We start from the raw sequence: 16,994 nt of genomic DNA, 5'->3' as shown, positions 1-16,994 counted from the left end.
GTCAGGATCTGGTCTTCTGAATTCAGGACGCGGGGCCCGTGACCTTCATGGCACCAAGTTTCTCGGCGAGCACCCGGCCGATGTGTGCGATCGGTTCGGGATTCGTCATGTCGTCGTGCTCACAGTCGATGTTCACGGTGTGGATGCGACCGCCCGTATAGGGCGACCATGCCTGCGGATTCGGCGACCCGGAATTCTTGTTTCGCGTTGCGACGAACATTAGGAGGTCGCCACGGAAAAGACGAGGCCGATGGGTGGCCCGCTGCATGTTCCTGCATGCGGCCACCAGGGCGGCGATGCGCTCCTCGTCCAGGCCGGACAGGGCGCTCCCGGTCCCGGCCACGAGGCCGGCGACCAGTCCCGCGGTGAGCTCCTGCGGGACCGACGCCGGGTCGATCCCGGTGAACTGGAGCAGTGCCGCCAGCACGTCCGCCTCCTCGGCGGCCGTCCGGTCGTCGGTGACGGCCTCGGGGTAGGAGTCCAGCGCGGCCAGCAGTTCGACCTGCTCGCCGGCCTCCTCGAGCTGGACGGCCATCTCGTGCGCGATGACCCCGCCGATCGACCAGCCGAGCAGTCGGTACGGGCCGCTCGGCTGCACCGTGCGAATCTGCTCCAGATAGTCGGCCGCCATTTCCGAAATGGTTTCCGGGAGTTCCGCGGGACCGGAAAGGCCGCGCGCCTGAATTCCATAGACGGAATACTGCGGGTCGATATGACGGAGCAATCCGGAATAGGTCCAGCTGATTCCGGCCGCGGGGTGCACGCAGAACAGTGCGGGGCCGTCCTGGCCGGTACGCAGCGGCAACAGGACGTCGAACGGGTCCTGTTCGTTCTCCGTGCCGATCCGTTCGGTGAATTCGGCGACGGTCGGTGACCGGAACAGGGTGCTGATGCTCGTCCGGACGCCGAGGACCGCCCGCACCCGGCCGGTGAGCCGGGTCGCGGCGAGGGAGTCGCCGCCGAGCTCGAAGAAGTCGTCGTCCACGAAGACCCGGTCGACGCCGAGCACTTCGGCGAACAGCCGGCACATCTCCTCCTCGCGCGGGGAGCGCGGGCCGCGGCCCGCCGCCGACTCCGTGCGGGGCTCGGGCAGTGCCGCCCGGTCCACCTTGCCGTTCGCCGTGAGCGGCAGCCGCTCCAGCGTCACGAACACGGACGGCACCATGTACTGCGGCAGCGCGGCGGCGGCGTGGGCGCGCGGGTCGGCGAGCCCGTCGCCCTCCGCCGGCACCAGGTAGGCCACCAGGCGGCGGACGCCCGGCCGGTCCTCCCTGAGCACCACGGCCGCCCGGTCCACCCCGGGGCAGCCGGCGAGCACGGACTCGATCTCGCCCAGCTCGATGCGGAAGCCGCGCAGCTTGATCTGCTGGTCGGCGCGGCCGACGAACTCCAGGTCGCCGCCGGTGTGGCGGCGCACCAGGTCGCCGGTGCGGTACATCCGCGTGCCGTCGCCCGCGAACGGGTCGGCGACGAACCGCTGTCCGGTGAGTCCGGGCCGGTCCAGGTAGCCGCGGGCGACGCCCGTGCCCGCCACGTACAGCTCGCCGACGGTGCCCTCCGGCACCGGTCGCAGCGCCCCGTCCAGGACGTACGCCGCCGCTCCCCTGACCTGGCGGCCGATCGGCGGCACGCCGCCCACCGGTGCGAGCGGGGTGCTGACGGTCGCGGCCACGGTCGTCTCGGTGGGCCCGTAGGCGTTGAACACCTGGCGTCCGGCGGCGAACCGGGCCACCAGTGCCCGGCTCAGGGACTCGCCGCCCAGCACCAGGGCCCGCAGCGCGGGCAGCGGCCGGTCCGGCAGGGTCGCGGCGACGGGGGCGGCCAGCATCACGTGCGTGACGGCCTCCCGCTCCAGCACGTCGGCCAGTTGCTCGCCGTTCAGCCCGGGGGCCGGCGGCAGCACCAGGGCGGCGCCGGAGAGCAGGGCCATCGTCACGTCGGCGAGCGACGGGTCGAAGCTGGTCGACACGGCCTGGAGGACCCGGCTGCCCGCCGAGATCCCGAACCGTCCGATGTGGTCGGCGGCCAGGTTGGCCAGGCTCTCGTGGGTGACCACGACGCCCTTGGGCTGCCCGGTGGAACCGGAGGTGTAGACGGCGTACGCCGGGTGGCCCGGGTACAGCGGCGCGGTGCGCTCGTCCTGGGAGAGGTTCCCGTCCGCGAACCGGGCGCCGACCGCCGCGAGTTCACCGCGTCCGACCACCGGTCCCGGCAGCACGGCCCCCGACCCGGTGTCCAGCACCAGCATCGGCCGGGCGTCCTCCAGCAGGAAGGCGATCCGGTCGGCCGGCAGGGCGGGGTCGAGCGGTACGTATCCCGCGCCCGCCTTGGCCACCCCGAGCATGGCGACCAGCCAGTCCACCGAGGCGGGGCCGGTGACCGCCACGAGGCGGTCGGGACCGGCGCCCCGGGAGACCAGCAGCCGGGCCACCCGGTTGGCGCGGGCGTTCAGCTCCGCGTAGTCGAGCCGGGTGCCGCCCGCGACCACCGCGAGGGCGTCCGGGGTGCGCGCGACCTGGGCCTCGAACAGTTCCGGCAGGGTGGCGACGGCGGCGGCCAGGCCGCGGTCGTCGCCCGCCGCGAGCAGCCGCTGCCGCTCGCCCGCGGACAGCGGGTCCAGCCGGCCGACCCGGGTGCCGGGGTGTTCGGCCATGGTCCGCAGCACCTGGCGCAGCCGGTCGACGAGCTGCCCGGCCTCCTCCCGGCCGAGCACGTCGGGCCGGTGGTCGAGCCGCACGTGGAGGTGGTCCCCCACGAGGGCCGCCGCCAGGCTCAGCGGGTAGTGCGTGGCGTCGCGCAGATCGGTCGCCGAGACCCGTACGGCGGGTGCCGAACCGTCGGGGGCCGACAGGCCGCCCGGCGCGGTGGGGTAGTTCTCGAAGACGGTCGCGGTGTCGAAGAGTTCGCCGACCCCGGCGATCCGCTGGATGTCCGCGAGGCCGAGGTACTGGTGCGGCAGCAGCGCGAGCTGCTCGGACTGGACCCGGTCGAGGAGTTCGGCGAGCGTCTCCTCGGGCCGGAGCCGGATCCGCACCGGCAGGGTGTTGATGAAGAGCCCGACCATGGTCTCGATCCCGGCGATCTCCGGGGGCCGGCCCGACACGGTGGCGCCGAAGGTCACGTCGTCACGGCCGGTCATCCGGCCCAGGAGCACGCCCCAGGCCGTCTGCACCAGGGTGTTGAGGGTGACCCCGAGCCGCCGTCCCGCGGCGGTCAGCTCCGCGGTGAAGTCCGCGGGCAGGTCCAGCTCGATGCGTTCGGCGACGGCCGGCTCGCCGCCGGCCGGTGCCAGCAGCGTCGGCTCCTCCAGGCCCTCAAGCGCCCGGCTCCAGGCCAGTTCGGCCGCCGAGCGGTCCTGCGCGGCCAGCCAGCCGAGGTAGTCCCGGTAGGGGGTGACACGGGGCAGGGCGGAGCCCGCGCCCGAGTAGCAGGCGGCCAGTTCCGCCAGCACCACCGGCATCGACCAGCCGTCCAGCAGGATGTGGTGGTTCGTCACGACGAAGCGGTAGCGGTCGGCGGCGAGCCGGACCAGGGCGAAGCGGATCAGCGGCGGACGCGCCGGGTCGAAGCCCGCCGCCAGTTCCGCGGCCAGGATCTTCTCCAGTTCGGCCCCGCGCAGCTCCTCGGCGTGCCCGGTCAGGTCGTACGAGAACCAGGGCAGTTCGACCTCGGCGGGGATGAACTGCACCGGCTTCCCGCCGTTCTCGTGCCAGAACCCGGCCCGCAGGTTGCCGTGGCGCCGCAGCACCTGTCCGGCGGCGGCGGCCAGCGCGTCGCCGTCCAGTTCCCCGGTCATGTCCAGGGAGAGCTGCACGGTGTAGCTGTCCGCGTCCGTCTCGTAGAGCGCGTGGAAGAGCAGACCCTCCTGGAGCGGTGCCAGGGGCAGCACCTCGTCCAGCAGCGGCCAGGCGCGCTCCAGCCGTTCGATCTCGTCCTGGGCCATCGGGACCAGCGGCAGGTCGGAGGGGGTGCGTCCGCCCGCGCCCGGCTGTCCGGCGTGGGTCACCAGGCCCTCCAGGGCGGTGAACCAGTCGTCGGCCAGCGCCCGCACCTCCCGGTCGGTCATCAGCTCACCGGGCCAGGACCAGGTGGCCGACAGCCACGGCCCGTCCGGTCCGTCCTCGACCAGGCAGTTGACCTCCAGCGCGTGCCCCAGCGGCATACGGGGGTCGAAGCCGCCGCTGCCGGTGGTGACCACGCCCTCGTCCGCCGCGTCGGCGGAACCCTGACCGGGCACGCGTCCCAGGTAGTTGAACGCCAGTTGCGGGGCGTCGAACCGGGCCAGTTCCTCGGCGGTCTCCGGGTTGAGGTGGCGCAGCAGCCCGTGGCCGAGCCCGTCGCCGGGCACCGCGCGCAGCTGCTCCTTGACCTGCTTGAGCGCCCGGCCGACGGCCGGTCCGCCGCTTCGCACCTCGTCCCAGTCGGGCGTGCCCGGGTCGAGCCGGGCCGGGTACAGGGTGGTGAACCAGCCGACGGTACGGGACAGGTCGATGCCCTCCGGCTCGTACCGGCCGTGCCCCTCGACGTCCACCAGCACCGTGCCGCGGTGGCCGTCCGCCTCGCGGCGGCGGGTCGCCGCCAGTGCCAGGCCGGTCAGCAGCACGTCGGACACCCCGGCGTGGAAGGCCGTCGGGACGGCGTCCAGCAGGCCGGTGGCGGGCAGCCGCAGCGTGAAGCGGCGCAGGGTGTCCGCCACGTCGCGGCGCGGGTCCAGCGGGCGGGAGCCGAACAGCGGGTCCGGGCCGTCCGGTCCGGTCAGCGTCTGCCGCCAGTGGTCCAGTTCGGCGGTACGGGACGGGCGCACGGCCTCCTCGGCGAGCCACTTCGACCAGGACCGCAGGGAGGTGCCCACCGGTTGCAGGACGATCTCGCGCCCGGCGCCCGCGGCCGCGAGCGCCTGGTCCAGGTCGGGCAGCAGGATGCGCCAGGAGACCCCGTCGACGACCAGGTGGTGCGCGGTGAACAGCAGGCAGCCGGGGGCGCCGGCGCCCGCGTCGAACCAGGTCGCCCGGAGCATGACGCCGCCCTCGGGGTCGAGCAGCCGCACGGCGCGCGCCGCGTGCTCGTCGACGGCGGCGCGCACCGCGGCGTCGTCCAGGCCCGCGACGTCCACCCGGCGCAGCACGTCGGCGGAGGTGACCGCCCCGGCCGGGCGGATCTCCATCGACCGGGCCGGGGCCGGGGCCAGTACGGCCCGCAGCACGTCGTGGTGGTCCAGCAGCGCGTCCAGGGCCGCGCCCACCGCGGCGGGGTCGCTGCCCGCGGGCACGGGCGCCAGCATGGACTGGCTGAACGCGTCGCTCCGGCCGCCCAGTCCGGCCAGCCAGTGCATGATCGGGGTGAACGGGAGCTCGCCCACCGGGACGTCGGGCTCCGCCTGCCGTGCGGTGTCCACGTCCCCCGCCACCAGGGCCAGCGCCTCGACGGTCTTGTGCTCGAAGACCTCCCTCGGCGTGATGACCAGGCCCGCCCGGCGGGCCCGGCTGACCAGCTGGATGGAGAGGATGGAGTCGCCGCCCAGCTCGAAGAAGCTGCTCTCGGCGCCCACCGAGGACAGTCCGAGGACCTCGGCGAACAGGGCGCACAGCCGCTCCTCGCGCTCGGTCCGCGGCGCGCGTCCGCCGGAGGCGGCGTCGAAGTCCGGGGCGGGCAGTGCCTTGCGGTCCAGCTTTCCGTTGGGCGTGACCGGCAGGGCATCCAGCGGCACGATCGCCGCGGGGACCATGTAGTCGGGCAGCCGCCCGGCGAGGTGCGTGCGCAGCGCGGCGACCAGGCTGCCGACCTCGCGGTTGCCCACCGGGTCGTTGGTGTACGAGCCGATCGAAGCGCCGGGGCGGACCTTCGGGCGCACCGTGGGCGTCGCGTCGCCCGGGGCCCCGAAGACCACGTCGACGGCGCCCTCGGCGGCGTTGTCCGACCAGGTCACGGCCACCGGCCTGGCCAGCCGGCCGGCCAGCAGCCACAGTTCCTCGGGCTCCACGCCGGCCTGTTCCGGCCGGGTCCACGCCTCGATCACGGCGGCCGGTTCCGCCTCGGCCTCCATGGCCCGCAGCGCACCGAACTCGCCGGCGAGCCGGGCGTTGGGCACCCCGGTCACCCGCAGCGCCTCCGGGGACTCCAGCAGGGCGGCCAGGTCGTCGAGACCGCCGGTGAGGGTGTCCCACGCCGCTTCCCGGGGTTCGGGGGCGGCGGGGTCCTCGGCGGACCGTCCGCCGGTGCGCAGGACCGCGTCGTAGCGGTGCCGGGTCAGCTCGTTGCTCCAGGTGGAGCGCTTGACCGCGATGTCGACGGACAGGCCGGGGACGGTATCGGCCAGGGCGCTGAAGAAGGCCGGGTCGACCAGCAGCTCCTTCTCCATCACGACGCTCTGCTCGACGCCCCGGCGCAGCGCGGCCAGTCCCTCCTCGGGCGACCAGCGGTTCAGCATCACCCCGGTCGCGAAGCCGCGCAGGGTGCGCAGGTTGCGCACGTCGCCGACGAAGACGCTGCCGCCCGGCGCCACCAGGGCGACGGCCTTGCGGACGACGTCCTCGAGGTAGTCGGCGTTGGGGAAGTACTGGGCGACCGAGTTGACGACCACCAGGTCGAAGAAGTCCCGGGGCAGCCCGTCCGTCTCGTGGGCGGCTCCGGTGCTCAGCTCGACCCGTCCGGCGAGGGCCTCCTCCCGGTCCACCTGGGCGCGCAGCGCCTCGATGGCCTGCGAGGAGAAGTCGGTGCCCCAGTACGTCTCGACGTGCGGGGCGACCTTGGACAGGATCAGGCCGTTGCCGACGCCGAGTTCGAGCACCCGGGACGGCTTCAGCGCGAGGATCCGCTCGACGGTGGCGGCCCGCCACTGCCACATCTGCTCCAGCTCGATGGGCGCGCCGTCGTAGCTGCTGAACCAGCCGGAGAAGTTCTCGCCGAACTCCCCGACCTCGGCCTCCTGGCGGTAGTGCGTGTCGTAGACCTCGCGCCACTCGTCGACCTGTTCCACGGCGTCGGCCGCGTCGCGTGCGCCGCCGGCGGCCTCGGAGCGGTCGGCGGGGACGACGTAGCCGACGAGCTGGCGGTCGCCGGGCCGGTCCTCGCGGACGATCACCGCGGCCTGGGCCACGTCCGGGTGGCCGACCAGCAGGGACTCGACCTCGCCCGGCTCGATGCGGAAGCCGCGGACCTTGACCTGGTGGTCGGCGCGGCCGACGAACCGCAGTTCGCCGTCGTCGCCCCAGCGCACCAGGTCACCGGTGCGGTACATCCGGCCGCCGGAGCCGGAGAACGGGTCGGCGACGAAGCGGCCGCCGGTCAGCGCGGGGCGTCCCAGGTAGCCGCGGGCCAGGCCCGCGCCCGCGACGTAGAGCTCCCCGACCGCGCCGGGGGCCACCGGGGCGAGCCGCCCGTCCAGGACGTACACCCTGGCGTTGTCGATGGGGCGGCCGATGGGCGGTGCGCCGTCCCCGGCCGCGAGCGGCCGGCTCATGGTGGCGCACACCGTCGTCTCGGTGGGCCCGTAGGCGTTGATCATCCTGCGGTCGGGGGCCCACCGGGCGACCGATTCGCGGGAGACCGCGTCGCCCGCGACGACCAGGGTGGTGACCGTGGTCATGGACTCGGGCGGCAGCACCGTCAGCGCGACGGGCGGCAGGGTCACGTGCGTGATCCGTTCCGTGTCCATCAGTTCGGCCAGCGGGGCGCCCGGCAGCATCCGGTCGCGCTCCGCGAGCACCAGCGCGGCGCCCGACAGCAGGGCCATGCACAGTTCGGAGAACGCGGCGTCGAAGCTGGGCGAGGCGAACTGCAGCACCCGGGCGTCCTCGCCGACCGCGAACCGGTCGATCTGCCCGAAGGCCAGGCTGGCCGGGCCCTCGTGGGAGACCACGACGCCCTTGGGGCGGCCGGTGGAGCCGGAGGTGTAGATCACGTACGCCGGGTGGCCGCGCAGCAGCCTTCCGAGGCGCTCGGCGTCGGTGAGGTCGCCGTCGGCGCGCGCGGCCGTCTCCTCGCCGGTCCCCGGCGCGTCGAGCAGCAGCACGGGCGTGTCGTGGCCGGGCAGCGCGGCGGCGGTCGCCGCGTGGCCGATCAGCAGCGTGGGCCGGGAGTCGGCCAGCATGTACGCGATCCGGTCGGCCGGGTAGTCCGGGTCGACCGGCAGGTAGGCGCCGCCCGCCTTCAGCACGGCGAGGACGGCGACCACCTGGTCGATGCCCCGGGGCAGTGCCAGCGCCACGATCCGCTCCGGCCCGACGCCCCGGTCCACCAGGACCCGGGCCAACCGGTTGGCCCGCGCGTTGAGTTCGGCGTACGTCAGGGTGCGGCCCTCGTGCACCAGTGCGGTGCGGCCGGGGGCGCGGGACACCTGGGCCTCGAAGAGGGCGGGCACCGGCAGCGCGGGCACCTCGCGGCCGGTGTCGTTCCACTCGACCAGAACCCGGTGCCGCTCCTCGGGGGCCAGCAGGTCGAGGGCGCCGATCGGCAGTTCCGGGTCGGCGACGGCCGCCGTCAGCAGCCGCTCCAGCCGGTCGGCCAGGCCGCGCACGGTGCCGGCGTCGAACAGGTCGGTGCTGTACTCGGCGACCCCGAACAGGCCGGCCGCCCGGCCCTCGGCGTCGTGCTTCTCGACCAGGTTGAACAGCAGGTCGAACCGGGAGACCTTGACGCCCAGCGGTTCGGCCCGGGTGTCCAGGCCGGTCAGGTCGCGCGGTTCGGGCGTGGCGTTCTGCAGCCCGAGCGCGATCTGGAACAGCGGGTGACGTCCCGCCACCCGCTCCGGGTTGAGCTTCTCGACGAGCAGCTCGAAGGGCAGGTCCTGGTGGGCGAAGGCGGCCAGGTCGGTGCGCCGGACCCGGTCGATCAGCTCCGCGAACCCGGGGTCGCCCGAGGTGTCGGTGCGCAGCACCAGGGTGTTGACGAAGAAGCCGACCAGGTCGTCGAGGGCCTCGTCGTCGCGTCCGGCGACCGCGCAGCCGATCGGCAGGTCGGTGCCGGCGCCGAGCCGGGTGAGCAGGGCGGCGAGACCGGCCTGGAGCACCATGTAGAGGCTGGCCCGGTGGGTGCGGGCCAGTTCCGCGAGCCGGGTGTGCAGCTCGGGGCCCAGCTCGAAGGTGATCTCGTCGCCGCGGAACTCGGTACGGGCCGGGCGGGGCCGGTCCGTGGGCAGGTCCAGCTCCTCGGGCAGTCCTTCCACCGCCCGGGTCCAGAAGTCCAGCTGACGGGAGATCACGCTGTCCGGGTCCTCGTCGGAGCCGAGCACCCGGTGCTGCCACAGCGTGTAGTCCACGTACTGCAGCGGCAGGTCCGCCCAGCCGGGGGCCTCGCCCGCGCTCCGGGCCGCGTACGCCGCGGCCAGGTCGCCGGCGAGCGGGGCCAGCGACCAGCGGTCACCGGCGATGTGGTGCACCAGCAGCAGCACCACGTGCTCCTCGGGCGCGAGCGCGAACAGGGTTGCGCGCAGCGGCGGTTCGGCCGCCAGGTCGAAGCCCTCGGCCGCCGCGGCGGCCAGCTCCTGGGGCAGGCTCTCCTCGGTGGTCACGACGACGGGCATGGCCGGCGCGGCCTCGCCGACGGGCAGGACGTGCTGGCAGGGCACCCCGTCCACCTCGGGGAAGGTGGTGCGCAGGCTCTGGTGCCGTTCGACCACGTCGGCCAGGGCCAGGCGGAGCGCGGACGCGTCGAGGGCGCCGCGCAGCCGCACCGCGAAGGGCATGTTGTACGTGCTGCTCTGCTCGTCGAAGCGGTTGATGAACCAGAGCCGCCGCTGGGCGAAGGAGAGCGGGATGCGCTCGGGCCGGTCGGGCACGACGGCCGGGGCGCGGCGGGCGGCGGCGGCCTCGTCCAGGTGGACGGTCAGTCCGGCCACCGTGGGCGCCTCGAACAGGGCCCGGACGGGCAGTTCGACGCCGAAGGCCGACCGGATGCGGCTGACCAGCCGGGTGGCGAGGAGCGAGTGTCCGCCCAGGTCGAAGAAGCTGTCGTCGATGCCCACCCGGGGTGCCCCGAGGATCTCGGCGAACAGTCCGCACAGGATCTCCTCGGCGGGCGTGCGCGGTGCGCGCCCCGCCTCGGCGGCCTGGAACTCCGGGTCCGGCAGGGCGGCCCGGTCCACCTTCCCGTTGGGGGTCAGCGGCAGTTCGTCCAGGACCATGAGGGCGGCCGGGACCATGTGGTCGGGCAGCGCCTCGCCCGCGTGCTCGCGGACGGCGGCCGGCTGGGGCGTCCGGTCGCCCGCGGGCACCAGGTACGCCACGAGGCGGGCGCCCGAGGAGCCCTGGGCGTGGACGGTGACGACGGCGCGGGAGACGTCGGGGTGCGCGGCCAGCACGGCCTCGATCTCCCCCAGCTCGATGCGGAAACCGCGGATCTTCACCTGGTGGTCCGTACGGCCCAGGTACTCCAGGTTCCCGTCGCCCGCCCAGCGGGCCAGGTCGCCCGTGCGGTACATCCGCGCACCGGCCGCCCCGAACGGATCGGCCACGAACCGCTCCGCCGACAGACCCGGACGGTTCAGATAACCCCGCGCCACACCCGCACCCGCGAGATAGAGCTCTCCCGCCACACCCGGGGCCACCGGCCGCAACCGGGCGTCCAGCACATACGCACGCGTGTTGCGCACGGGGGTGCCGATGGCGGGGGCGCCGGGCCGGTCGGTGAGCGCGAGGGCGGTGGACCACACGGTGGTCTCGGTGGGCCCGTAGAGGTTGGTCACCTCTTCGGCGAGTTCCCGCATCCCGGCCGCGAGGCCGGGCGGCAGCGCCTCGCCGCCGACGAGCATGCGCAGTCCGCGGATCCGCCCGGGGTGGGCGGTGACCAGCTCCTGCCACAGCGAGGGGGTGGCCTGCATCAGGGTGGCCCCGGTGCGGACGGCGAGCGCGGACAGGGCGTCCGGGTCGCGCACCGTCCCGCGGTCCGCCAGGACCACGCCCGCGCCGCCGAGCAGCGGGGCGTGGATCTCCAGGGTGTGGATGTCGAAGGCGACCGTGGTCACGGCGAGGAGCCGGTCCGCCGGCCCGACCGGGAAGCGGTCCGTCATCGCGGTGAGGAAGTTGACCAGGGCGGAGTGCGGGATCACGACGCCCTTGGGGCGGCCGGTGGAGCCCGAGGTGTAGATGACGTACGCCGGGTGGGCGGGGGTCAGCGGCACCGGGCGGTCCCGGTCCGTCGGGTCGGTGTCGGGCAGCGTCTCCCCGGCGCCGTACGAGTCGTCGGCCGGGTCGAGGACCAGGCGCGGCACACCGCCGGTGGCGGTCTCCCCGGTGTCGGTGACGACGAGCACCGGGCGGGCGTCGTCGAGCATGTGCGCGATCCGGTCGGCCGGGTAGTCCGGGTCCACCGGCAGGTAGCCGGCGCCGGTCTTGAGCACGGCCAGCATCGCGACGATCAGCTGCCGCGAGCGCGGCAGGGCCAGGGCGACGAACCGCTCCGGTCCGGCCCCGGCCGCGAGCAGCCGGTGCGCCAGCCGGTTGGCGCGGGCGTTGAGCTGTGCGTAGGTCAGCTCCGCGCAGGCGTCCGGCCCGTCCTCGGTGAGCAGGGCGACGGCGTCCGGGGTGCGGGCCGCCTGGGCCTCGAAGAGCTCGGGCAGGGTCGCCCCGGACAGTTCGGCCGCGGTGTCGTTCCACTCCTCCAGCACGCGGTGGCGTTCGCGCGCGCCGAGCACGTCGATGTCGCCGATGCGTGCCGCGGGGTCGGCCGCGCCGGCCTCCAGGACGCGGACGAACTGCTCGACGACGCGTTCCGCCGTGGCCTGGTCGAACAGGTCGGCGCTGTAGTCGAGCGCGCCGGTCAGCCCGTCCGGTTCCCCGTCGGCGGTGAACCGCTCGGAGAGGTCCAGCAGCAGGTCGAAGCGGACCGCGCCGCCGCCGATGTCCTCGGGCCGGACGTCGAGTCCGGGCAGGCCGAGGCGGGCGGTCTCGTTGTTCTGGAGGGTGATCATCACCTGGAACAGCGGGTGACGGGAGAGCGAGCGGGCCGGGTTGAGGACCTCGACCAGCCGCTCGAACGGCACGTCCTGGTGGGCGTACGCGGCGAGGTCGGTCTCCCGGACCCGGTCCAGGAGTTCGCCGAAGGCCGGGTTGCCGGAGGTGTCGGTGCGCAGCACCAGGGTGTTGATGAAGCAGCCGACCAGGTCGTCGAGGGCCTCGTCGGTGCGGCCCGCGACGGCGGTGCCGACCGGGATGTCGGTGCCCGCGCCGAGCCGGGTCAGCAGGGCCGCGAGGCCCGCCTGCACCACCATGAACAGGCTGGTGGAGCGCTGCTGGGCCAGCCGGACCAGGCGCCGGTGCAGTTCCGCGTCGATCCGCAGCGGGGCGCGCCCGCCCCGGAAGGTCGCGACGGCGGGCCGGCGACGGTCGGTCGGCAGTTCCAACTGGTCGGGGAGTCCGGCCAGTTCGGTCTTCCAGTGGGCGAGCTGGCGGGCCATCTCGCTGTCCGCGTGGTCCTCGTCGCCGAGCACCTCGCGCTGCCACAGGGTGTAGTCGGCGTACTGGACCGGCAGCGGCTCCCACGCGGGGGCGTCGCCGCCCAGACGGGCCTCGTACGCCTGTGACAGGTCCCGGCCCAGCGGGGCGAGCGACCAGCCGTCACCGGCGATGTGGTGCAGTCCGAGCAGCAGGACGCGGGTGTCCTCACCGAGCTCGAACAGGGTGGCGCGCAGCGGCGGTTCGGACGCGAGGTCGAAGCCGCGTCCGGCCTCGGCGGCCAGGGCGGCGGGCAGGCCGGCGGCGTCGGGGCGCACGGTGTCGAGCTCCGGGCGCCACTGTTCCAGCACCTGCTGGCGGGGTTCGCCGTCGATCTCGGGGAAGACGGTCCGCAGGCTCTCGTGGCGTGCCACGACGTCGGCGAGCGCCGCCCGCAGGGCGGTGGTGTCCAGGGTTCCGGTCAGCCGCACGGCCAGCGCGAGGTTGTACCGGGCGTCCTGCGGGTCCATCCGGTTGATGAACCAGAGCCGGCGCTGGGCCGGGGAGAGCGGGAGCAGCGCGGGCCGCTCCATGGGCCGCAGGGCCCGGCGGGCGGTGTCCGCCCCGCCGAGCCGGGCGGCCAGTTGCTCCACGACGGGGGCCTCGAACAGGGCGCGCACCGGGAGTTCGACGCGGAACTCGGTGCGGATGCGGCTGACGAGTTTGGTCGCCAGCAGCGAGTGGCCGCCCAGCTCGAAGAAGCTGTCCTCGGCACCCACCGTGTCCACGCCCAGGATCTCGGCGTACAGGGCGCACAGCCGCTCCTCCTCGGGGGTGGCCGGGGCCCGGCCGCCGCCCACCTCGGGGTCGGGCAGCGCACGCCGGTCGAGCTTGCCGTTGGGGGTCAGCGGCAGTTCGTCCAGGGTCACGAAGGCGGCCGGGACCATGTGGTCGGGCAGCGCGTCGGCCGCGGCCCGGCGCAGGGCGGCGGGGTCCGTCCCGGCGCCGTCGGCGGGGACCGTGTAGGCCACCAGCCGGGTGCGGCCGGGGCCGTCCTGGCGGGCCAGGACGACGGCGCGGGAGACGTCGGGGTGCGCGGCCAGCACGGCCTCGATCTCCCCCAGCTCGATGCGGAAACCGCGGATCTTCACCTGGTGGTCCGTACGGCCCAGGTACTCCAGGTTCCCGTCGCCCGCCCAGCGGGCCAGGTCGCCCGTGCGGTACATCCGCGCACCGGCCGCCCCGAACGGATCGGCCACGAACCGCTCCGCCGACAGACCCGGACGGTTCAGATAACCCCGCGCCACACCCGCACCCGCGAGATAGAGCTCTCCCGCCACACCCGGGGCCACCGGCCGCAGCCGCGCATCCAGCACATACGCACGCGTGTTGTGGACCGGCCGGCCGATGGGCGCGGTGGCGGGCCACTCGTCGGTGTCGGCGGGCAGGGTGCAGCCGGTCACCACGTGGGTCTCGGTGGGCCCGTAGTGGTTGTGCAGCCGCCAGCCGCCGCGCCGGTGCGCGGCCCGGAGCCGGTCGCCGAGCACCAGGGCCTCGCCGGCCTGCGACACATGGGTGAGCGCGGGCAGTTCGCCGTCCGGTCCGAGGGCGTCGAAGAGCGCGTCGATGACCAGGTTGGGCGCGTACAGCTCCTGCACCCGGTGCCGGCCGAGCCAGTCGGCGAAACCGGCCGGGTCGCGGCGCACCGCCTCGTCGGGGACGACCAGGCACTTGCCGTGCAGCAGCGTGGAGAGGATCTCCTGCGCCGACACGTCGAAGCTGAGCGCGGTGAACTGCGCCGTCCTGGTGCCCTCGCCGCCCGGCACCGCCCCGGTGTGCCAGGCCATCAGGTTGACCATGGCCGAGCCGGGCATGACGACGCCCTTGGGGCGGCCGGTGGAGCCGGAGGTGTAGATGACGTACGCGGGGTGCTCCGGCCGCAGCGGGCGGGTCCGCTCGTCGTCGGTCAGGTCGCTCCCGTCGTACGCGTCGAGCCCGTACAGCTCGTCGAGCAGCACCGGGGTGGTGGCCGATGTGCACGCGTCCGGCAGCCGGCCGGCCGTCGCGGACGTGGTCAGCAGCAGTGCGGGCGCCGCGTCGGTGACCATGTGGGCCAGCCGTTCGGCGGGGTAGTCCGGGTCGAGCGGCAGGTAGGCGGCACCGGCCTTGAGCACCGCGAGGAGCGCGACGATCTGGTCCGTCGAGCGCGGTACGGCGAGGGCGACCAGGCTCTCCGGTCCGGCCCTCCGCCCGGCCAGCAGCCGGGCCAGCCGGTTGGCGCGGGCGTTGAGCTCGCGGTAGTCCAGCGCGCCGTCCTCGGCGAGCACCGCGGTGGCGTCCGGGGTGCGGGCCGCCTGTGCCTCGAAGAGCGCGGGCAGGGTGACCGGTGCGAGCGGGCGGGCGGTGTCGTTCCACCCCTCCAGCACCTGGTGGCGCTCCTCGGGGGTGAGGATCTCGATCCTGCCGATGGACCGGTCCGGGTCGCCGGCCGCCCCTTCCAGCAGGCGGATCAGCCTGGCCAGCAGGGTGTCGACCGTCGACCGGTCGTACAGGTCCGTGCTGAACTCGACGGTGCCCTCCAGGCCGGCCGCCCGGCCGTCCGCCGCCCGCTCCTCCGCGAACGCGAAGAACAGGTCGAACTTGGCGACGCCGGTGCCGACCTCCACCGGGCGTGCGGTGAGGGCGGGCAGCCGGAGTTCGGCCGTCTCGTTGTTCTGGAGGGTGACCATCACCTGGAACAGCGGGTGACGGGAGAGCGAGCGGGCCGGGTTGAGGACCTCGACCAGCCGCTCGAACGGCACGTCCTGGTGGGCGTACGCGGCGAGGTCGGTCTCCCGGACCTGCTCCAGGAGCTTGCGGAAGGTGGGGTCGCCGGAGGTGTCGGTGCGCAGCACCAGGGTGTTGACGAAGAAGCCGACCAGGTCCGCCGTGGCGTCGTCGGACCGGCCGACGACAGGGCTGCCCAGCGGGATGTCGGTGCCCGCGCCGAGCCGGGTCAGCAGGGCCGCGACGGCGGACTGGAGCACCATGAACAGGCTGACGTTGGCCTCCCGGGCCAGCTCGGTGAGCCGCTGGTGCAGCTCCGGGCCGAGCCGGAAGGACAGGGTGTCCCCGCCGAGCCCGGCCACGGCGGGCCGCGGCCGGTCGGTGGGCAGGTCCAGCTGGTCCGGGAGACCGGCCAGGGTGGTGCGCCAGAACTCCAGCTGACCGGAGATCAGGCTCTCCGGGTCGTCCTCGTCGCCCAGGAGTTCCTGCTGCCACAGGGTGTAGTCGGCGTACTGCACCGGCAGCGGCTGCCACTGCGGGGCGGCGCCGTCCAGCCGGGCCCGGTACGCGGCCGACAGGTCCCGGCCCAGCGGGGCGAGCGACCAGCCGTCGGTGGCGATGTGGTGGAACAGCAGCAGCAGGACGTGCGCGTCGGGGCCGGTGCGGAACAGGGTGGCGCGCAGCGGGGCCGCGGACGCCAGGTCGAAGCCGCGGGCCGCCTCGGCGGTCATCGCGGCCGTGAGCCCGTCCTCGGTGATGTCCACGACCGGCAGGGCGGGCCGGGCCCCGTCCGCGTCGAGGACCCGCTGGTACGGGGTGCCGTCCTCGGCCGGGAAGAGGGTGCGCAGCGTCTCGTGGCGTTCGACGACGTCACCGAGCGCGGCGTGCAGGGCCTCGGTGTCCAGGTCGCCGGTGAGCCGTACGGCGAGCGGCACGGTGTACGCGCCGCCCGGTCCGTCGACCTCGTTGATGAACCAGAGCCGCCGCTGGGCCAGGGACAGGGGTATCCGGTCGGGGCGGGGCTGCGGGACGAGCGGCGGGCGGGCGGTCTCGGCGCCGTCCAGCCGGGCGGCGAGTCCCGCCACGGTCGGGGTCTCGAACAGGGCGCGCATGGGCAGTTCGGCGCCCATGACCGAGCGGATCCGGCCGACCAGCCGGGTGACCAGCAGCGAGTGGCCGCCGAGGTCGAAGAAGCTCTCGTCGATGCCGACCTGCGGGACGCCGAGCACCTCGGCGAACAGCCCGCACATCAGCTCCTCGCGGGGCCCGCGCGGGGCCCGGCCGCCGGTGCCGGCGCCGAGTTCGGGGGCGGGCAGCGCGGCCCGGTCCAGCTTGCCGTTGGGGGTGCGCGGGAAGTCGTCCACGACGACGAAGGCCGCGGGCACCATGTAGTCGGGCAGCGCCCGGGCGGCGTGGGCGCGCAGGTCCTCGGCGCGGGGGGCGGGGCGCCCCTCGGCGGGCACCGGGTAGGCGACGATCCGCCGGTCCCCGGGCCGGTCCTCGCGCACCACGGCCAGGGTGCGGGCCACGTCGGGGTGGGCGGTGAGGACGGTCTCGATCTCGCCCAGCTCGATGCGGTAGCCGCGCACCTTGACCTGGTCGTCGACGCGGGCGACGAAGCGCAGTTCGCCGTCGGTGCCCCAGCGGGCCAGGTCGCCGGTGCGGTACATGCGGGAGCCGTCGGCGGCGAACGGGTCGGCCACGAAGCGGCTCGCGGTGAGTCCGGGCCGGTTCAGGTAGCCCCGGGTCACATGGGTGCCGCTGATGTACACCTCGCCGGGGACGTCCGGGCCCACCGGGCGCAGGGCGCTGTCCAGGACGAGGATGCCGGTGTTCCACGAGGGGCGGCCGATGGGGACG

General features: G+C 74.7%; 1 protein-coding gene (only partly in view). It reads right to left on the bottom strand.

Annotation, left to right across the window (positions count from 1 at the left end; all coding sequences use genetic code 11):
• Positions 1-22: 22 nt before the first annotated feature.
• Positions 23-16,994, bottom strand: the 3' portion of a protein-coding gene (locus tag OCT49_RS23240) for a non-ribosomal peptide synthase/polyketide synthase (protein ID WP_283853770.1). 2,312 nt of this gene lie beyond the right edge of the window; 16,972 of the gene's 19,284 nt are visible here — the last part of the coding sequence; its start codon lies off the right edge, out of view; the stop codon is at positions 23-25.

Source organism: Streptomyces sp. ML-6, assembly GCF_030116705.1.
Taxonomy (GTDB): Bacteria; Actinomycetota; Actinomycetes; order Streptomycetales; family Streptomycetaceae; genus Streptomyces.
Note: the sequence above shows the minus strand (reverse complement) of the source record. Positions and strands in the feature narration are given on the sequence as shown.